This window comes from Aquabacter sediminis, assembly GCF_028863665.1.
In the GTDB taxonomy this organism is placed as follows: Bacteria; Pseudomonadota; Alphaproteobacteria; order Rhizobiales; family Xanthobacteraceae; genus L1I39.
Map to the genome: position 1 here is coordinate 508605 of NZ_JARBFX010000004.1, position 20003 is coordinate 528607.

15 protein-coding genes are annotated in these 20003 nt (G+C 67.8%); 5 read left to right on the forward strand and 10 right to left on the reverse strand.

Annotation, left to right across the window (positions count from 1 at the left end; genetic code table 11):
- Positions 1-48 precede the first annotated feature (48 nt).
- The 3 genes from PV781_RS10570 to PV781_RS10580 form a co-directional block, all read right to left on the reverse strand.
- Positions 49-579, reverse strand: a complete 531-nt coding sequence (locus PV781_RS10570) for a DsbA family protein (protein WP_274775580.1) — start codon at positions 577-579, stop codon at positions 49-51.
- Positions 576-1091 (reverse strand): redoxin domain-containing protein, encoded by a 516-nt coding sequence (locus tag PV781_RS10575; RefSeq protein WP_274775581.1) that lies wholly within the window; start codon positions 1089-1091, stop codon positions 576-578. The genes PV781_RS10570 and PV781_RS10575 overlap by 4 nt, the downstream gene beginning before the upstream one ends.
- A gap of 199 nt (positions 1092-1290) precedes the next feature.
- The gene (locus PV781_RS10580; protein ID WP_274775582.1) at positions 1291-2049 is read right to left on the reverse strand and encodes a YoaK family protein; all 759 of its coding nucleotides are present in this window, start codon (positions 2047-2049) and stop codon (positions 1291-1293) included.
- A gap of 368 nt (positions 2050-2417) precedes the next feature.
- Here PV781_RS10580 and PV781_RS10585 point away from each other — a divergent pair, with 368 nt between their 5' ends.
- Positions 2418-3551, forward strand: a complete 1134-nt coding sequence (locus PV781_RS10585; RefSeq protein ID WP_274775583.1) for a cupin domain-containing protein — start codon at positions 2418-2420, stop codon at positions 3549-3551.
- Between the two features lie 140 nt (positions 3552-3691).
- Here the strand turns inward: PV781_RS10585 and PV781_RS10590 are convergent, their stop codons facing one another.
- Positions 3692-4615 carry a helix-turn-helix domain-containing protein gene (locus PV781_RS10590; RefSeq protein ID WP_274775584.1) on the reverse strand — a complete coding sequence of 308 codons (924 nt, stop codon included), beginning with the start codon at positions 4613-4615 and terminating at the stop codon, positions 3692-3694.
- Positions 4616-5191: 576 nt separating this feature from the next.
- On the opposite strand from PV781_RS10590, the gene PV781_RS10595 reads away from it, so the two are divergent.
- The gene (locus tag PV781_RS10595; RefSeq protein WP_274775585.1) at positions 5192-6034 is read left to right on the forward strand and encodes an alpha/beta fold hydrolase; all 843 of its coding nucleotides are present in this window, start codon (positions 5192-5194) and stop codon (positions 6032-6034) included.
- Between the two features lie 126 nt (positions 6035-6160).
- Here PV781_RS10595 and PV781_RS10600 read toward each other — a convergent pair whose 3' ends face one another.
- The gene (locus PV781_RS10600; RefSeq protein WP_274775586.1) at positions 6161-7051 is read right to left on the reverse strand and encodes an AraC family transcriptional regulator; all 891 of its coding nucleotides are present in this window, start codon (positions 7049-7051) and stop codon (positions 6161-6163) included.
- A 213-nt stretch (positions 7052-7264) separates the two neighbouring features.
- On the opposite strand from PV781_RS10600, the gene PV781_RS10605 reads away from it, so the two are divergent.
- A complete protein-coding gene (locus tag PV781_RS10605) occupies positions 7265-12415 on the forward strand; it encodes a trifunctional serine/threonine-protein kinase/ATP-binding protein/sensor histidine kinase (protein WP_274775587.1) in 5151 nt (1716 codons plus the stop codon).
- 50 nt (positions 12416-12465) lie between these two features.
- On the opposite strand, the gene PV781_RS10610 is transcribed toward PV781_RS10605, so the two are convergent.
- From PV781_RS10610 to PV781_RS10630, 5 genes are all read right to left on the reverse strand, one after another.
- Positions 12466-13593: an FAD binding domain-containing protein gene (locus PV781_RS10610; RefSeq protein WP_274775588.1), complete on the reverse strand. Its 1128-nt coding sequence runs from the start codon at positions 13591-13593 to the stop codon at positions 12466-12468.
- Positions 13594-13630: 37 nt separating this feature from the next.
- Positions 13631-14407 carry an SDR family NAD(P)-dependent oxidoreductase gene (locus tag PV781_RS10615; RefSeq protein WP_274775589.1) on the reverse strand — a complete coding sequence of 259 codons (777 nt, stop codon included), beginning with the start codon at positions 14405-14407 and terminating at the stop codon, positions 13631-13633.
- 56 nt (positions 14408-14463) lie between these two features.
- Positions 14464-14871, reverse strand: a complete 408-nt coding sequence (crcB, locus tag PV781_RS10620; RefSeq protein ID WP_274775590.1) for a fluoride efflux transporter CrcB — start codon at positions 14869-14871, stop codon at positions 14464-14466.
- Between the two features lie 176 nt (positions 14872-15047).
- A complete protein-coding gene (locus PV781_RS10625) occupies positions 15048-15758 on the reverse strand; it encodes a LysE family translocator (RefSeq protein WP_274775591.1) in 711 nt (236 codons plus the stop codon).
- 217 nt (positions 15759-15975) lie between these two features.
- Positions 15976-16899 carry a LysR family transcriptional regulator gene (locus PV781_RS10630; protein ID WP_274775592.1) on the reverse strand — a complete coding sequence of 308 codons (924 nt, stop codon included), beginning with the start codon at positions 16897-16899 and terminating at the stop codon, positions 15976-15978.
- A gap of 146 nt (positions 16900-17045) precedes the next feature.
- On the opposite strand from PV781_RS10630, the gene PV781_RS10635 reads away from it, so the two are divergent.
- Entirely contained in the window at positions 17046-18773 is a 1728-nt protein-coding gene (locus PV781_RS10635) for an acyl-CoA dehydrogenase family protein (protein WP_274775593.1), read from the forward strand.
- Positions 18770-19978, forward strand: a complete 1209-nt coding sequence (locus PV781_RS10640) for a CaiB/BaiF CoA transferase family protein (RefSeq protein WP_274775594.1) — start codon at positions 18770-18772, stop codon at positions 19976-19978. The genes PV781_RS10635 and PV781_RS10640 overlap by 4 nt, the downstream gene beginning before the upstream one ends.
- Positions 19979-20003 lie beyond the last annotated feature (25 nt).

Genomic DNA, 20003 nt, shown 5'->3' on the forward strand with positions numbered 1-20003 from the left:
TCGCGCCGGTCGCCCTCAGCTCCGGCACGATCGGATGAATTGGGCGGGTCAGGCCCGCTGGCTGGCGGCTTGTCGCAAGATGACGACGAGGTTTGCGGCGTCGCGTGGCCCCTCATAGAGGCGGCCATTGATGAAGAGGCACGGCGTGCCGTTCACGCCGCCGCGCACCCCGCCGAGGAAATCCCGCTGGATCTTGTCGTCGTGGCGCCCCTCGAAGGCCGCCATCAGCAAGGCACGGTCGAGGCCGAGATGCTGGCCATAGGCGAGCAGGCTCTGGTCGCCCAGCGCCTCCTGGTTCTCGTAAAGCAGATCGTGCGCCTCCCAGAACCGGCCGGCCTCGGCGGCGGCTTCGGCGAACTGGGCCGCGCGCAGGGCGTGGGCATGGACCTCCACCAGCGGGAAGTTCCGGAACACGAAGCGCAAGCCGTGCCCCATGGCGCGCTGCACGGCCTTCAGTTCGGGATAGGCCTCGCCGCAATAGGGGCATTGATAGTCGCCATATTCCACCAGGGTCACAGCGGCGGTGGCGGGGCCGGCAACATGATCGTCGCCAGCAAGCGCAGGGATGGGGTGGGTCATGCTGCAGCTCCTTCGGCAGGGGCCGTGCCGAGCTTGTCCAGCGCGTCCAGGATGCCGTCGGCGCCGGGATTGATGCCGAGCGGAGAGACATAGGACCAGCGAATGATGCCGGCGCCGTCGATCACGAACAGAGCACGATCGGAAACGCCGTCGGCGGCGCGATAGACGCCATAGTGCCGGGCGGTCTCGCCCTTGGGCTCAAAGTCAGCCAGGAGGGGAAAGTGCAGCTTGCGCTCGGCCGCGAAGGCCGCGTGGCACCAGACGCCGTCGGTGGAGATGCCGACGAGCTGGGCACCCCTCTTATGGAATTCCGGCAGCACGGCGTTGAGAAGGCTCATCTCGTCCCCGCACACGGGGCTCCAATCGGCCGGATAGAAGGCCAGGATCACCGGATGGCCCCGCATCTCGGTGAGCGAGAGGGTCTGGTCCGGTGTCGCGGACAGGGTGAAATCGGGCGCCATGACGCCGGCGGGCAAAGCCGTCGCGGGCGCGGGGACAGACGGGTCTTGCATTGTGCCACTCCATTTCAGACCGTGCCCGGTGCCGGGATCAGCAGGCGATCCATGCCCGGCTCAAATCTGTGCAGGTCTGTCCGTTATTGTCGGAGGGCGGCCCGATGACGTGAATTGCGCCTTCGCGTGGGGTGCTCATACTTAGGTTTTCGTGTGCCAAACCCGCGGGGGTGGAGCAGGTCTTGCCGATCGGCTTGCTTCAGGGCAAGGGGATCGGGCGCGCGTGGGATCGGCCGGTGCGCCACAGCCGGGCCAGCAGCGCCAGGATGATGCCCGCGCCCACCAGCAGGCACCCGGTGAAGCCGATGGCCGGCAGGGCGAGCGCGCCCGCTGCGGCGCCCGCGACAAAGGCGAGCCAATTGAACAGCGAGGTGAGCACATGGCCCACCTTTGCCTTGCCACTCACCAGGCGCGCAAGGGACTGGCCCAGGTGGAACAGCATGCCGGTCACGAAGCCCTTCCCCACATCCACGCCACAGACCGCCTGGTGCAGGACGTTCTGGAGGCCCATGGTGAGGGCGACGATCATCACGCAAGGCAGCGAGAGGGACGCCAGTGCCGCAGCCATGGCTGCACAGAGCAAGACCGCCTCAAGGGCCAGCACGCGCGCGCTGAACTGGCCTTCATGATGATCCGCGATCCATGTGCCGGCGGCAGAGCCCGCCACGAAGGCGCAGATGACCGCGAGCACTGCCAGCATCCTGGGGATGTCCCAGCCGGCAAGCGTGAGGCCCAGATGCGTGCTGTTGCCGCTCATGAACGACACATAGAGATGATCGAACTGCACGAAGGCGGCAGCATCCAGGAAGCCGGCAAGCCCCGTGAGAATGAGCGCGAAGGCCAGGGGATGGCGAATGATTGCGGGTCGCGCCGGGGCGCCCGTGCCGGCCCATCGGTCCGGCGGGATGGCATCGGCGGCGGAGGGGCCAGGCATGTGCATCTGGGGAGGCGGGCTCATGGTGGTCCATTGGGTCATCGGGGGGAGAGGGAGGCAGGCGCCTGCGCGCCAGGGGACGAACAGGCCGCCGGTGCGGCGCGCCGAAGGTCGCATTCCTCCTCGCGGGCGGCCATCATGCGTGTGTTGGCCCGTCCGCGTGGTCCTATTTAACAACATTAAACGATTGTATATTCACCTTATATTGCAGTTCAAATACTCAAATTGACAATTGATCGACCTCGGTTGCCATGATTTCTTGCCTCTCGACCGAAGCATGGTGCGCCGTTTTCTTGTGTCGCGGCGCTCTTCATGCGCCTGTCCGACCTGCGGTGCAAACCTTGCTCCGCGCAACACGTCCTCCGTGAGAGGCCATAGGCAAGGAGTTCCCGATGACCGTCCTGAAGCAACCCATCGTCGGCAGCAGGGGAGCCGACATTGTGGGGCCGCGCAATCCTGAGGTGGAGGCGCAGAATCCCGACATCCTCATCCCCCCGGCCACCGACCATGGCGGCATTCCCAACCTGAAATTCCCCTTCGCCATGGCGCATAACCGTCTGGAAGACGGCGGCTGGGCGCGGGAGGTCACGCAGCGCGAGATGGGCTCGCTGAAGGAGCTGGCCATCGTCAATATGCGCCTGCCCCCTGGCGTGGTGCGCGAGCTGCACTGGCACAAGGAGGCCGAATGGGCCTATGTGCTCAACGGCCGGGTGCGCTTCTACCTGGTGGATGACCAGCGCCAGACCCTGGTCGAGGATCTCGGCCCCGGCGACCTATGGCTCGCGCCCGCCGGCTTCCCGCACGCCATCCAGGGTCTTGAGGAAGGGACGGAGTTCGTCCTCGTCTTCAATGACGGAAACTTTTCCGAAAACCAGACCTTGCTGGTGACGGAACTGTTCGCCCACATGCCCCGGGAAGTCCTGGCCAAGAATTTCGGAGTGCCGGTCGAAGCTTTCGATGGCATCCCGGCGCATGAGAAGTATATCTTCCGTCAGCCCGTCCCGCCGCCGCTGGACGAGGTGCGCACGGCGCTCGGTGCGGTGAGCTTCACGGACAAGTATGTGTTTCGCGCCTCCGAGATCGCGTCCACCCCGTTTCCGGGAGGCGCCACCAAGGTGGTGGACAACAAGACGTTCGGCGTCACCAATCTCGCCGCGCTGTTCATCGACCTTGAGCCGGGCGGCATGCGCGAGATCCACTGGCATCCGGATGCGGACGAGATCCAGTACTACATCACCGGCAAGGCGCGCATGACCGTCTTCGACGCCGTGGACAATGCGCGGACCTTCGATTTCGTGGCGGGGGACGTGGGCTATGTGCCGAAGACGCTGGCTCACTATATCGAGAATACCGGCGACGAGCCGGTGCGTGTGCTGAATGTCTTCCACACGGCCGAGTATAAGGATGTCTCCCTCAACAATTGGCTGGCCCTGACGCCCAAGCATCTGGTGGAAGGTCATCTGGACATTGGCGAGCCTCTCCTGTCCCGCCTGCGGGCGACGCGCCAGCCTCTCGTGAAAGGCTGACCCCTACACGCTGGAGCCCCGTGCCCGGCCGCGCCCTCGCGCGGCCGGGCCGTCGTGCTTGGAGGGCGGGGAAGGGGAGGCCAAATGAAAGGCCGGCCCAAAGAGCCGGCCTCGCCTTCGTTTCTTGTGGCAGCAGGCCATCAGGCCGGCGCGCGGTCTGCGGCTGCCCGTCCGCTCTGCATGGCCAGGGCGGGGAGGCCGCCGACGGCCGGATTCCACCTGGCGCGCGCTCGGTTTTCGGGGAGGGGACCTCGCGCGGCCATGCGGGCGCTTCGCCAGCGGGACGGCGTTTCGCCCACGATGCGGCCGAAGACGGTGGTGAAATGGGCCTGGGTCTGGAACCCCACCGCGAGGGCGACCTGCACGATCGGCAGATCCTCCTCGAGCAACTCCTTGGCCCGCGCGATGCGCTGCTGCAGGAGGTAGTCGTGTGGCCGCAGCCCTGTGGTGGCACGGAATTGGGCGGCGAAGTGCATGCGCGTGAGCTTGGCCGCCGCGCTCATGTCGGCCAGCGTGATGGGTTCGTCCAGATGAGCGGCCACAAATTCGGTCACGCGCTTCAGACGCCATTTGGGCAGAAGACCGCACGGCCGCCGGGTGGTGGTCGGGCAGGGCTTTGGCGCCTCGGCGCATCGGGCCGCCAGAAGCGCCCCGATGGCATCGGCATAGAGACCGGCGGCCAATGGGTCGTGCGGCAGGGCGTCGAGAAGGCTTTCAGCGAGCGCGGCCAACTCGGCGTCGTCGCCTGCGCGCAGGTCCACCATCAGGACGCCGCTTCGCCTGCGGGAGAAGAAGGCGGCAAGATCGGCGCGGGTGGATGGGACGCAGACAAGCGGCCCCGCATCCGCGAACAGCACCTCCAGCGGCGGGCGGGAGGCGGCCGCCTTCCGCCCGCCGGGCGGGACACGCGGCAGGGTAATGGCGATGCCGGCCTGCGCGAGGACCAGGCCGATCACGAACCCGGCCTCCGCGCCAGCCGCGCCTGGTGGAGGCGGGCGACGCGCCGGGGAGGCGGAGCGCGGGTGCGAAACATCGATGCCGGGATGGGGGGAAGGCTCGAACATGGTCTTTCCTCGCGATCGATGGGGCCTGTATTGCGCGCGGCGACGCGAAGCGGATCCGAAGGACCGCTGGCCGTATGACGCCGGCGCCGTGATCGATGCGAATTTAGAAAAATCCTGCGGAGCGCCCCATTCTACGAGCGGCGTCGCGAAGTATCGTTCGGGATAAGCGGACCTATACCAAGGTATGGTTTCGAGGATGGCGGATCCAATGACCAGGAGACACCGGGGCTTCTTGAAACGTCATCAGCCGAGATGCTCTTAAACCTAGGTATGAATGGGCGATCTGACTGTACAATTCTGCCGACCGCCGCCGCCATCTAGCTTCCATCCCGTAAGCAATGGCAGCAGGAGATCACGGCCATGGGCAGTTTCCCCATCGTTCCCGAACGGGCACAGGACGACGAAAACCGTGCCGTCGGGACGGCCGCGGTTCCGGTGGAGGGTCTTCGGATGACCCGACGGGAGGTGTTTGGCATCGCCGCGGGGTTCGCGGCGACCACGATGCTTCCGGCGCGCGCCAGTGCCACCACCCAAGGCGCCACTTCCGGCGCGACACACAGGACTGGAGAGACTTCCATGAGCAGCGGTTTCGTGAAGACGGCGGACGGGACGGAGATTTTCTTCAAGGACTGGGGTCCCAAGGACGCGCAGACCATCCATTTCCATCATGGCTGGCCGCTCTCGTCTGACGACTGGGATGCGCAGCTCCTGTTCTTCGTGTCCAAGGGCTACCGGGTGGTCGCCCATGACCGCCGCGGCCATGGCCGTTCCAGCCAGGTGGACACCGGCAACACCATCGACCGCTATGCGGCCGACGCCTCTGCGGTGGTGGAGCATCTCGACCTGCGGAACGTGGTCCATATCGGTCACTCCACGGGCGGCGGCGAAGTGGCGCGCTACGTGGCCCGTTACGGCCAGCCCCAGGGGCGCGTTGCCAAGGCCGTGCTGGTGGCGGCCATTCCCCCGCTGATGTTGAAGACGCCCAGCAATCCCGAAGGCACGCCCATCGAAGTGTTCGACGGTTTCCGCGCCGCGCTCGCCGCCAACCGCTCGCAATTCTACCTGGATGTGGCTGCCGGCCCCTTCTACGGCTTCAATCGCCCCGGCGCGAAGGTATCCCAAGGCATCATCCAGAACTGGTGGCGGCAGGGCATGATGGGCGGCGCGCTGGCCCAGTATGAGGGCATCAAGGCCTTCTCCGAAACCGACCAGACGGACGACCTCAAGGCCATCACGGTGCCCACCCTGGTGCTGCAGGGCGATGACGACCAGGTGGTCCCCTACAAGGATGCAGCGATCCTGCAGGCCAAGCTGCTCAAGAACAGCACCCTGAAGATCTATCCTGGCTTCCCGCACGGCATGCTGACCACCCATGCCGATGTGATCAATCCGGACCTGTTGGCCTTCGTGAAGGGCTGAGGTCAGAGCGGGGACGGCGGATCACGTGCCCCTCGCGTGGTCCGCCGGACCTGACATGGCTCATCCAGGTGGTCATGAGGGGGGACTGTTGGCCTCACGTGTCCCCTCGTGGCTCCCTGGGGCGGCCTAGCTTCCGGCCGTGCGCCGGAACTCGCCGGGCGACATGCCCACATGGCGCCGGAAGGCCCGCGTGAACGTGGATTGTGAGGAGAAGCGGCAGGCAAAGGCGATGTCCGCCAGGCTGCACTGGGTGTGGGCCAGAAGGTCCTGGGCCCTGTGGAGGCGCTGTTCGCTGATGAAGCGATGCGGCGGCACGCCAAGCGCCGCGCGGAAGGCGCGCGCGAAATGATGGCGGCTGAGGCAGGCAATGTTGGACAGGTCGGACAGGGAGATGTCCGCATCCAGATTGTCGCTGATATAGTCGAGCACGCGCCGCATCCTGAACGCCTCGATGGCGGGCGTCTCGCGCTCTTGCATCTGGTCGCTGCTGTAGGTGGCGACAAGATGGGCCGCCAGCGCGCTCGAAAGGCTGTCCACCAGCAGGCCGCCGACGGAGGTTTCCTCCTCCAGCTCGGCGCTGATCCTGTACCCGACCTGCCGGATGAAATCGTCCTCGATGCCGGCGCGGTAGGCAATGCTCTCGGGCAATACGGTCCGCGACACGGAACGCGAAACATCCTTGAAGACGTCATGTCCAACGAAGATGTGCAGGATGCGGCTGAGGTCATCGGTGATGCGGATGGACTCCTCCACCACGCCGATCGGGCACAGCCAGAGGGTGCCGGGCCGGGCGGGTGTGTCCTGGAATTCGCCGTTTCCGCGCCGCTGCACCCGGCCGTCCTGCGATCCGAACAAGGCCAGGGTGATTTCCATCTGCTGGGGGACGGGGGGCGGGATCTCGCCGGCCGGATGGTTGCGCACCTCGGCGGCGATCCGCGTCCAGTTCCGGCGCGTGGAGCTCAGCAGCACCTCGCCCCGGGGGAACTTCCTGCGGCCGAACTCATGTACGCCCGCCATGCCTTTATCCTCGATCTGGAGGACGCCCTCCCGCGTGACCCTTTATCTTGCGGCCAGCCGCACTGCCAATCAAGTCTGTCAATTCCGGCAAACACAATGCCGTTCTCGGCAAAGACCAAGCCATGGTACATGAGCGACACTCTCACCAGATCATCGGCACACCTCCGCGTGCATTCGGGACATGCGGCGGAGCAAGCGCAGTGAGAGGCGACCATGAACTCCAGCAGTCATGCTCCCGGCGTCTCCTTCGAGAGCGCCGCCCTTGCGCCGCATGCCTCCTATTTCATGACCCATGAGATCGCCACCCGCCTCCCGCGCCAGGATGCCCGCTGGTGGGCCAGCCTGATCATCACCTCCCGCAGCACCCACGGGGGCATCGAGGAGTTGCAGGTGGTGGATGAGGCGGGCGCGCCCTGGCGCATCCTGCTGGCGGAGTGGAACACGCCCCAGGCCTTCGGGCTCCTCGCCGATGCCAACCTTGCCTTGACGCTGGGCCACGAGCTTGCGGAAGTGCCGGCTTTCGTGGGCGAGCAGGAACGGCTCGCCCTCGTCTATCCGCCGCGCACGGCGACGGCCCTCGCCGATCTTCCCCCTGAAGGCGGGGAGATCGGGACCTTCATGGCGCTCGCCCTGGCCGCGAGCGCAGCCTTGATGGGGGTGCATCAGGCCGGGATCATTCATGGGGGCCTGTCGCCCACCCGGCTTCTGGTGGAGCCGGATGGACACGTGCGCTTCACCGGGTTCACGTGGAGCGCGGGGGCGCAGGCGAGCGCCGCCCAGGAGCATCGCATCGACGGGCCGGACGTGGCCTATGCGGCCCCGGAGCTGATCCGCACCGATCCCGCGCCGGTGGATGCCCGCACCGACCTCTATGCCCTGGGCGTGCTGCTCTATGAGCGCCTGTCGGGCCATCTGCCGCTCACGGCATCCTCCCTGTCGGGCTGGCTGCACGCCCATGTGGCCATGCAGGCGCCCTCCCTTCGCCTGGCCCGGCCGGAGATTCCCGCCAGCCTCGATGCCATCCTGCTGAAGCTCATCAGCAAGGATCCCAAGCAGCGCTACCAGACCGCCCGTGCGCTTCACGCCGATTTCTGGCGGCTGGCCACCACGCTTGCCACCACCGGGCAAGACGAGGACTTCGTGCTGGCGCGCGGCGAATTTGCCGAGCCACCCCGCGGCGCCAGCCAATTGTTCGGCCGTGCCCCGGAGCTGGCGCGGCTTGGCGCGCTCTACGCCGCATTCCGCTCCGCCTCCCAGCGGCGGATCGTGCTGGTAACGGGAGAGCCGGGCGCGGGAAAATCCACCCTGGTGGAGGCGCTGATCGCGGACATTCGGGAGGGGGGTGCCCTGTGCGCCTCCGGCAAGGGCGTCCAGCTGCGCGAAGGCACGCCCTTCGCGCCCATCGCCCAGGCGCTGCGCACCGCGCTGGCGCATGTGCTGGGCGGCGACGAGGCGGGCCTTGCGGCCGCGCGCCTGCGGCTGGGGGGCGTGGTGGGCTGCGGGCGCGTGCTCGCCGATCTCGTCCCCGACCTGACCATCCTGCCGCCCGAATCCCACCCGGTTGCCGATGTGCCCGCCCATCTGGCGCAGGTCCGGGCCGCCCGCATCCTGGCGCAGACCTTCGCGGCCCTCGCGAGCGCAGACACGCCCCTGGTCCTGTTCCTGGACGACCTGCAATGGTTCGACCACGCCAGCCTGAATGTGGTCCGGCAAATGTGCAGCGAGGCGCCGGCCCATGTCTTCCTCATCGGCAGCTATCGCCCGGAGGCGCTGAACCGGAAGGCGGTGCGCGAGCTCCTGGAGGTGGCCAGACGCGCGCCCGCCTTCGCGCAGGAACTGAACCTGGAACCGTTCGGGGAGGGCGACACCCTGGCCTTGGTGGCCTTCATCCTGAAAAGCGCGCCGGAGGCGGTCCAAGCCATTGCCGCGCGGGTCCACCGGGAGGCCCGCGGCAATCCCTTCTTCATCGGGCAGCTCCTCCAGACCTTGCTGGAGGAGGAGGTTCTCCAGTTCGATGCCGACCGGCAGGACTGGACCTGGAACGCGCGGCGCCGCCGGCAGCAGCACGAGATTGCGGATCTGATGCTGGAGCGCTTGAACACCTTACCGCCGCTCCAGCGCAGCTTGCTGCAACGCTGCGCCACGCTTGGCGGGCGCTGCTCGGCGGCCTTTGCGGCGCGATTGTCCGGTGCCAGCCTGGAAGAGACCGTGCGCGCGGCCAACGCGCTGGTGGCGGCCGGTCTTCTGCACCGCTCCGGCACCGACTTCGTCGTCGCCCATGACCGGGTTCTGGAAGCGGCCTCCGCGAGCATGTCGCCGGCCCAGAAGGCCCGAAAGCATTTGGGCAATGCCCGCGCGCTTTCGGCGCTCCACCCGGCGATCGAGACCGATGTCGCCTTCGACATTGCCTCCCAGGTGGATCATTGCACCCTTGAGGATTTGGCTGGGCATGAGCGTCCGCACTTTGCCCGGATCCTGCTTCTGGCGGCGCGCGCCTGCCGGTCGGCGGGGGAGGCCCATCGCGCCCTGCATTTCGTGGACCTGATCCGCCGCATCCTGCCGGAGGACAAGAACGAGGATGTCGCCGCGCTCGCCTTCGACGCCGAATGGCTGGAATGCGACTGCCTGCTGGCCCTTGGTCGCGTGGACGAGGCGCTGGCGGCGCTCGACGGCCTTTGGGGATTGCGGGACGATTCCATCAGCGTCGCGGAGCTGTGCCGCCTCAAGGCCACCGCCTTGACCGTCAAGGGAGCCTATGCCCACGCCATCGACAGTGCGCTCCAGGGCCTGCGCGCGCTGGACGTGGAGCTGGAGACCTCAGCCGGTCCCGACGAACTGGAGGCGGCCTATCGGATCTGTCTGCAAAAGCTCGAACGGGTAGCGGTCGAGGATCTCGTCAAGCTGCCGGACATCACCGACCGGCGCGCGCGGGCCGCCCTGTCGCTGCTTTCCACCCTCATCTCGTCCTTCTTCGTCGAGGGCGAACTGCGTTTCTTGCATGTCATCAAGATCGTGGAGCTGACCCTCGCCCATGGTGCGGCCCCGGAATCGGCCTATGGCCTGGCTTGGTTCGGTGTGCTCGCCGCCCATTATTTCGGGGCCTATGAGCAAGGTGCGGCCTATGCGACGGCGGCCACCACACTGGCCAAGCGCGACGGCTATGAGGCCCAGCGCACCGCGGCCCTGATCGCGCTGGACCAGGTGAGCCCCTGGACCTCTCCCATGCGCACGGCGCTCAGCCATGCGCGCGAAGGCGCCCGGGTGGCGCAGGCGGCCGGCGACCTCGGCATGGCCTGCTATGCCCGCAACCATATTGCCTCCGACTTGCTGGTCATCGGCGCACGGCTCGATCGCGTCCGCTCCGAACTGGTGGACAGCATCGCGATGACCCGCGATATCGGCTATGGCGACATCGAGCTGATCCTGGCCGCGCAACTGGGGCTCGTGGAGGCGCTCGGCTCCGGCGAGCCGCAGGATGGGGCGTCCGAGGCGGTGCTGCGGGCATCCTCGGTCGCCACCCGCTACTGGGTCCGCCATTATGCCGGCCTCCAGGCTTTCGCTCTCGGCGACCTTCCGGGCGCGCTGCGCCACCTGGAAGAGGCGGATGCCATGGCCTGGGCGGCGCCCGCCCATATTGACACTGCCATGACGTGCTTCTTCCTCGCCCTGGCCCGCGCGCAGGTCGAGGATGGGGCGCGCTCCGCCGACGAGCGCCTCGGGGGGATGGCGGTGGCGCGGGAGCGCTTCCGGGCCTGGGCGGGGCTCAACGCCGAGACGTTTTCCGCCAAGCATCTGCTTCTGGAGGCGGAAGCCGCGCGCCTCTCCGGAAAGCGCGCCGAAGCCATGGTGCTCTATGAGCGCGCGGCGGAGGCGGCAGCGGCCGCGCGCTTCGTCCATGACCAGGCGCTCGCCCAGGAGCTTGCGGCGCGGTTCTACCGGGACATCAACCTGACGGCACCCGCACAAGGCTGCCTGCAGAGCGCCATCCAGAGCTATCGGGAGTGGGGCGCGAACGGCAAGGCCGCGCAGCTTGCGCGCTTGCTCCCCGCTTCCGCCGGTCCCGACGCCGCAGCGGCGAGCCCCCGGCGCATGCAGCATGAGCTGGATCTGACCGTCATGGCGGCGGCCTCCCAGACCCTGGCCGAAGAGGTGGGCCTCGAACAGGTCGTCCGCACCCTGATGAAGAGCATGATTATCCATGCCGGGGCGCAATTCGGATTGCTGCTGCTGCTGCGGAACGGGGCGCCGGTCGTGGAAGCGGTCGCCCGTGTCCAGGGCCAGGAGATCGCGATCGCGCTGCAACCCGCCGCGACGCCGGAAGACCTGATGCCCGCTTCCGTGCTGAAGACGGTGCTGCGCACCGCGCGGCCTGTCACGCTTGCCGATGCCGCGCTGGAGGCCATCCCGCGCGGCCTGTCCCTGGGCGGGCGTGCCATCCGTTCCCTGGCCTGCATCCCGCTGGTCAAGCGGGGCGATCTGATCGGCATGCTCTATCTGGAGAATGCGCTGAGCGCCGATGTCTTCACGCCGCAGCGCATGGCCATGCTGGAGGTCATCGCGCCCCAGGCGGCCATATCGCTCGATGCGGCCCGGCTCTATGGCGACCTGATGGCGGAAAACCTCCGCCGCGCCCAGGCGGAGTTCGAGTTGCGGGAGGCCCGCAGCGACCTGGCGCGCGCCAACCAGATGACCGCCATGGGCAGCTTTGCCTCCTCCATCGCCCACGAGATCAACCAGCCGCTCGCCAGCCTCGTCGCCCATGCGGATGCCGGGCTGCGCTGGCTCAACCGGCCACAGCCGGACTTTGCCGAGGTGTCCAAGAGCCTCCAGAGCATCCGCCAGTCCGGGCGCCGCGCCGCGGACATCATCACCGCCCTGCGGGCCTTGGTGAAGCAGGAGCCTTCCGCGCTCCGCAAGGTGGCGGTCGAGGACGTGGTGGAAGACGTCTTGAAGATTATCGGCCCCGACATGCAGTCCAACCGGATCGAATTGGAGACCACGTTCAGCGATGCCCGAAGCGCGGTGCTGGCGAACACGGTTCAGCTGCAGCAGGTGCTCTTCAACATCATGACCAATGCCATCCAGGCCATGTCGGGGAAAAACGACGGGGCGCGGCGCCTGCACATCACCACCTCCAGCCTGGACGAGGCCGTTCAGGTGGAAATCGAGGATACCGGTGCCGGCATGTCGCCGGAGGTCATGGCCCGCATTTTCCAGCCCTTCTTCACCACCAAGAGCACGGGCATGGGGGTGGGCCTTGCCATTTGCCGCTCCATCATGGAGCTGCATGGCGGCGCGCTGGAATGCCGCTCCGCAGAGGGGCGGGGAAGCACTTTCGTGGTGCGGCTTCCCCGCGAGGGATGAGGCGCGCCGGCGCACACCGGCACGCAGTCCCTTGAAGGCGCAGGCCGGGATCAGGCGGACGCCAGTTGCAGCCCCTGTCCCAGCCTCTGGCCATAAGCGACGATGGCCTGCCCAACCGGCACCCGTGCGGCCTCGTAGGCGGCGAGCTCGGCGCCAATGTCCGCGTGCTCCCGCAGTGCATCGCGCAACGCGAAGGCATCGCCCGCCGCCTTGGCGACCCCCATGGCCGTGTGCGGCCGCGCCACGAAGGCGGCATCGCCCATGAGCGCCACGCGGCCTTTCACCATGTGGGAGGGGGCGTAGTCGAAGATGGCGTGAAGAAAGGGGCGAGGTTCGGCCGCCACCGCCGCCGCGAAGGAGGGGGGCAGCTCTTCGGCCGCATCGGTGTGGAGCGCGCGGATCCTGTCGGGCGGGACACGGCCGGGTGCCAGCGAGAACGGTCGGGCGAGGCCGTCCACATCCACGAGGACATGGCGCAACTCCTGTGGCGTGTAGCGCCGGTACCAGACCCAATTGTAGCGCCGCCGGCCCGCCGCGATGGACCCGTCGGCACCAGGAACGAGATAGCCGAGGATGTGCGAACCGGGGCTCTCGTAAAAGGCGAAGCGCTCGAACAGCTGGCGCGCCGCCTCGGCCGGCACGTGTGTCTCCGGCACCAGGCCACGCCAGGTGGCATAGCCCACATAGCGCGGATGCGCCTCCGGCCCAGATACGGCCGCCCGGACGAGGGAGCCGATCCCGTCTGCCCCGATCACCAGGTCCGCCCGTTCCTCATGGCCGTCGGCAAAGCGCACCCGGGCGCCTGCGGCGTCTGGCTCGACCGCCACTGCCTGCGCTTTGATGCGGTAGCGTGCATCCGGAACGAGGTCACGGAAGGTGCGGAACAGCACGTCCCAGGACAGCTGCGTCTGGGGCGTGCGCTGCCGGTGGACGATCTCACCCGCGCGATCGAGGAAGATCCGCTCGACGGCGGTCACGCCCACCTGGGCGAGGTGCTCGATGCCCGCCTCCCGCAGCATGGCGAACACCTCGCGCTGCGCCACCAGGCCCGCGCCGCGCCCCTCCAGGCCATGCTCGGACCGTTCGGTGACGGTCACGTCGAAGCCGGCGCGGCCGAGCAGAAAGGCGGCGAACAAGCCTCCCATGGACCCGCCGACAATGAGAATGCGAGGGCTCATGACTTTGCTCTCCCAGGTCCTTGAGCGCGATCCGGCGCTAATTGATGAAGTCGATGACGCCGCCATCCACCCGCAGCGCGGCGCCGGTGGTGGCCGAGGCGAGGGGCGAAGCGAGGTAGACCGCCATGCTTGCCACCTCCTCCACCGTGGACAGGCGCCGGATCAGGGAGGAAGGCCGCTGCGCCTTCACGAAGTCCGCGCCGGCCTGCTCCAGCGACTTGCCCCCCGCCGTCTCGGCCTTGAGCATCTGGGCAACCCCCTCCGAAAGGGTGGGGCCGGGCAGGATGGAGTTCACGGTCACCCCGGTGCCGGCCATGCGCTTGGCAAGGCCGCGGGCCAGCGCCACGTCGGCCGTCTTGCTGACGCCGTAATGGATCATGTCGGGCGGAATGTTGAAGGCGGATTCCGAACCCAGGAACAGCATGCGTCCCCAGCCCCGCGCCGCCATGCCCGGCAGGTAGGCGCGGGCGAGCCGCACGCCGGTCATCACATTCACCTGCCAGTGCCGCTCCCAGATGGCATCGTCCGTCTCGAAGAAATCCTGCGGCTGGAAGATGCCGAGATTGTTCACGACGATGTCGAATGCGGGCTCGTCGGCCACCAGTTCCCGGGCGCCCTCGGCGGTGGCCAGATCAACCGCCCGGCCGCGCACCCCACCGGGCATCCGGGCCAGGGCCTCCTCCACATTGGCGGCCGTGCGGCCATTGATGACCACGTCCGCGCCCGCCTCCTGGAGGCCCCTTGCGATGGCAAAGCCGATGCCGCCGGTCGAGCCGGTGACGAGGGCGCGCTTGCCGGTCAGGTCGATCTTCATGGTCTGCTCCTGTCGTAGGGCTTCCTGGGAGGATGGCGCGTGCAGGGCTCAAGCCCTCACGCCCCCATGCTCCGGGAGAGGGTGGCAAAGGCGGTGGGCAGCATGTGGCCGAGGGTGACGCCCAGGATGCACAGCGCCAGGGAGAGCACGACGTTCAGCACGGCACGGCCGGGCTCCCCCGCCTGCATCAAAGAGAGGGTCTGAAGGCTGAAGGACGAAAAGGTGGTGAATCCGCCGCACACCCCCACCAGGATGAACTGGCGGATTTCAAACGGCACCTCCGCCCCCGCGCGACCCTCGAACAGAGCGGCGAACAGGCCGATGGCGAAGGAGCCGCCGATATTGATGAGGATGGTCCCCCAGGGGAGCGCATCGCCCAAGAGCAGGGTGAACCAGCGGTTCAGTCCGAAGCGTAGGATCGAACCCATCGCGCCCCCAAGGGCCACATATCCATAGGCGAGCATGGCATCCCCTCTTCCCTGCTCGTCCCCGTTTCCGGCGGCGCGATGCACGGGGCAAAACTTGCATAAGGGGAGATTTTCACGGGGCGTCGGCGGGGGACATTCTACATGGGGCTCGCGCACCTGAACCAAGGTATGGCGGCAGCCTCATTTCGGCCGGCGGTCGCTATTTCTGGCCTTCAGCCCCGCTCCTGGAACGCCAACCGGACGCCGAAGGCGATGAGCACCGTCCCGGTCACGCCATCAATGCCGCGCGTGAAAAAGGGGCTCCGGAAGAGCCGGGTGAAGGGGCGCGTGGCCAGTGTGAGCCCCGAGAACCAGACGAGGCCCATCAGGGCGTGAATGCCCGCCAGCATCACGCTGAACGCGACAATGGGAACGTCCGCCGGAATGAACTGGGGCAGGAAGCTGACATAGAACACCCCGACCTTGGGGTTCAGCAGATTGGTCATGAGCCCGCGCCAGAACCAGGCGCGCCCCTCGCCTCTTCCCTCGCCTCTTCCCTTGCCTCTTCCCTTGCCGCCCTGCGCGCTGCCGTGCGGGGCCGCGCCGACGGTCGCGGGAGCGGCGGGGGAGGGGAGGCCGAGGCCAGGTCTCCCACGGCAGGCGCCGACCAGCAGCCGTGCCCCGAGCCAGACCATATAGGCGGCACCGGCATATTGGAGCAGGCGATATCCGATCTCCGACAGGGTCAGTACGGCTCCCAGGCCGAGCGAGGCCAGAAGCCCCCAGGCGAGGACGCCCGTCACCACCCCGGCGCCCGCCTGAAGCGCCGGACGGGCGCCCTCCACGGTGGCGGTGCGCAGCACGAGGGCCGTGTCCAGCCCCGGCGTCACCGTCAGGAGGGCGGCCGCGAGGGAGAAGGCGGCGATGGCGGACAGCGGATCCATGTCACCTCTCAAGGCCCCTAGCGGCGGCGGATCACCTGCGGCCCGACGACGTCCGCTCGGCCGCACGGCGCGCGCAACCCGGCCGCCCATTATAGGGACCCGATGCTGGAGGCAAACTGAAGTCCTTTCAGGACAATCCCCGTTTCCATTCAGGCCGCGCACTCTTGCGCTGGCAAGGCCCGGACCGGCGCGGCGCACGGTGACGGTCGGCGACCGATCAACGGCGGCCATTGCCTTGCGCGCCATAGAAGGTGCCCACCTGTTCCAGAAAGGCGGAGCGGGTGGGGCTGTCTGTGCGCTCATCCCAGATGCAGCACGTATCGTGACGCGCGTCCTTTTCCATCACGTCGAGAAAGGCAACGTCCGTGAAGCCGGAACGGACCAGGCAATTGGGCACCAGGGACACCCCAATCCCCTGGCTGACGAGACTGAGCACCGTGAGCCAGTGGCTGACCTCATGGGAAAGTTCAGGCTCGACCTCCGCAGCGCGCAACAGGCCCACGATGCGGTCGTGATAATGGGCGGCATAGGCGCGGGAGAAGACCAGCACGGTCTCTTCCTTCAATTCCCGCAAGCCGATGCGTCGGCGGCGGGCGAGGCGATGGGTGTGCGAGACGCAGCACACGAAGCGCTCGTCGAGAATGACCTTCTCGGCCATGCCGGTGGGCAGGGGGCAGGCATGGATGAAGCCCACGTCCAGGGCCCGTCCGTCCCGGTCGGCCCCGGCGAGGCGGGCGATCTGGCGGGCGCTGTTCAGCTCCTGAAGCTCCAGCGCGATGTGGGGATGTCGCTCGGTGAAGGCCCGCAGCATCTGCGGCAGGCCCCGGAAGATCATGGAGGGCACGAAGCCGATGCGCAGTGTCCCCATGGTGCCGGTGGCGGCCTCGCGCGTGACTTCCCACGCCTCGTCGAGCTGTCCGAGCCCCGCCGAGACGCGGGCCGCGAACAGCTTTCCCGCCGGGGTCAGGCGCACGCTCCGGCTGGTGCGGTCCAGGAGCTGAACCCCCAGCTCGTCTTCCAGCTGCCGCAGGCTCGCGCTCAAGGGGGGCTGGGAGATGTTCAGGCGCCGCGCGGCGCGCCCAAAATGCAGTTCCTCCGCCAGGACCAGGAAATAACGCAACTGGCGGAATGTGAAATTCATGGTGCCCCTCCCAAGCGCGGGCTGGCGCATCCCGCCACATTCATTCGTTAGACCGTATGGAATGATCTGAAAATGGTATTTTCCAGGCTATCGCCGCCCGCCTAACCTGCCGCCCATTCAAGATGCGATGCTCAGGGAGGACGAACGTGCAGGTCCAAGCCAGGGTGCACCGGAACATTCCGGACGGGTACGGCCGCAACCTGTATCTGGACGACCCCGCTTTCGCACGGCTGCTGCGCCTTTATCTCGACGGCGCGCTGCTGGATCGGCTCGAGAGCCAATTCATCCGCATGGGCCAGCTGGCCGGCGGTCAGCTGGAGACGTTCGCGCTCGATGCCGACAAGAATCCGCCCAAGCTGCACCTGCGCGCCCGCAATGGTGCCGATCACGAGCGGATCGAGAAGCACCCAAGCTATGTGGCGCTGGAGCGGACGGTCTATTCCGACTTCGGCCTTGCGGCCATGTCGCATCGGGGCGGCGTGTTCGGCGAGGCGGACAAGCTGCCGCCACTGGTGAAATACGGCCTGTCCTACCTGTTCGTGCAGGCCGAGTTCGGCCTCTGCTGCCCCTTGAGCATGACCGACGCGCTCACCCGCACGCTCACCCGCTTCGGCGACGAAGCCCTTGTCGCACGCTATTTCGATGAGCTGACCAGCCAGGATTTCGACACCCTGTTCCAGGGCGCCATGTTCATCACGGAGCAGGATGCCGGCTCCGACGTCGGCGCCATCACCACCACCGCGCGCTTCGAGGATGGCCAGTGGCGCCTTTATGGCGACAAGTGGTTCTGCTCCAATCCCGACGCCGCCCTTGCCATGGTGCTCGCCCGGCCCGAGGGCGGCGCGGCCGGCACCAAGGGGCTGTCCCTTTTCCTTCTGCCGCGTCACCTGCCGGATGGGCGTCGCAACGCCTATCGCATCCTGCGGCTGAAGGAAAAGCTTGGGACGCGCTCCATGCCCAGCGGTGAAATCCTGTTGGAGGGCGCTGTCGCCCATCTGGTGGGGGAGCCCGCCTCGGGCTTCAAGCAGATGACGGACATGATCAACATGTCCCGCCTGTCCAACGGCATGCGCGCCGCCGGCCTGATGCGCCGGGCGGTGAACGAGGCGCTGTTCATCGCCCGCCACCGCACCGCCTTCGGCGCCCGCCTCTGCGACTTGCCCCTCATGCGCCGCCAATTGGCGAAGATGCTGGTGGCGGCGGAGCAAGGGCGTTCCATGGTCTTCCACACCTCGGACGTGCTGCTGCGGGCGGACGCGGGGGATGTGGAGGCCCAGAAGCTGATGCGCGTGCTCACGCCGCTCATCAAGTTCCGCACCTGCCGGGACGCGCGCAAGGTGGCCGGGGACGGCATGGAGGTGCGTGGCGGCTGCGGCTATATCGAGGAATGGTCCGACGCGCGGGTGCTGCGCGACGCTCATCTCGGCTCCATCTGGGAAGGCACCAGCAACATCGTCGCCCTCGACGTGGCACGGGCCGTGCGGCGGGAGGGCGTCCTGCCGGTGCTGCGCACCTATCTTCATCGCCTGCTGGACGAAGCCGCCCTGCCTCAGGCGTGGGATGGCCCGCTGCGCGACGTCCTCGATCGCGCCGCCGCCCGCATGGAAACGGTGGCGGGCGCCCGCGCCCTGGAAGGGGATGTGCGAACCGCCGCGAGCGGGCTTTATCACGCCGTGTCGGCGGTGCTGATGGCCTGGGAGGCGTCCCGCATGGGCGGGCGCTGGGATCGCCTCGCTTTGGCCGGCCTCGTGCTGCGCCACAAGCTGCTGCCGCGCGACCCTCTCGCCGGCGCGGAGGAGGATGGCGAGGCCGTGGGCAGGCTGCTCCACGACGAGCCCGTCTCCCTTGAGGCGGCTTTCAAGGTGCTGGCATGAGCGCGGCGGCGTCCCCCGCGCCCGGGGCCTTGTCCGGGCTCAAGGTGATCGATCTCAGCCGTGTCCTGGGCGGGCCCTATTGCACGCAGGTGCTGGGCGACCATGGGGCGGAGGTCATCAAGGTCGAGCCGCCCTCCGGCGACGAGACGCGCGGCTGGGGACCGCCGTTCCAGGACCGGACGGCGTCCTATTTTCTCGGCCTGAACCGCAACAAGGCGGGCATCGCCCTTGACCTTTCCCTGCCGGCGGGGCGCGAGGTGCTGATGCGGCTGCTGGAGGATGCCGACATCCTGGTGGAGAATTTCAAGACCGGCACCCTGGAAAAATGGGGTCTCGGCCATGAGGAGGTGCTGGCGAAGCGTTTCCCCCGTCTCATCCATTGCCGGGTGAGCGGCTTTGGAGCCGACGGCCCCCTCGGCGGGCTGCCCGGCTATGACGCCGTGATCCAGGCCATGAGCGGCCTGATGAGCGTCAATGGCGAGGCCGAGGGCGGGCCGCTGCGCGTCGGCCTCCCCGTTGTCGACATGGTGACGGGTCTCAATGCGGTGATCGGCATTCTGCTGGCGCTGCAGGCGCGTGCCGTGACGGGCAAGGGCCAGTTCGTGGAGGCGGCGCTGTATGATTCCGCCCTGGGCCTGCTGCACCCCCATGCGGCCAATTTCTTCCTCTCCGACCGCCCGCCGGGGCGGACCGGCAATGACCACCCCAATATCGCGCCCTATTCCCAGTATCGCACGGGCACGCGGCCGATCTTCCTGGCGATCGGGAATGACCGCCAGTTCGCCCGGCTCTGCGAGATGATCGGTGTGGGCGACGTGCCGGCGGACCCCCGCTTTCACACCAACGGCGCGCGGGTCGAGAACCGCGAGGCTCTGCGCGCCGTGTTGGAGGCGGCGCTGGCTGCCCATGACGGGCCGGCGCTGGCCGAGCGGCTGATCAAGGCGGGCGTGCCCAGCGGCGGCGTGCTCGGCGTGGACGAGGCGCTGGCCCATCCCCATGCGGCGCATCGGGAGATGATCGTCGCGCACGGCACCTATCGCGGCCTCGGGGCGCCGGTGAAGCTCGCTGAGACGCCCGCCAGCTATCGCCGCCCGCCCCCCGCCTTCGGAGGCGATACGGACGCCGTGCTCGCCGCCCACGGCTATGGCGCGGCGGAGATCGAAGACATGAAAGTTTCGGGGGTCGTGCCGACGCCGCAATCCTGAACCCAAGGCAACCGGCCACCAAAGG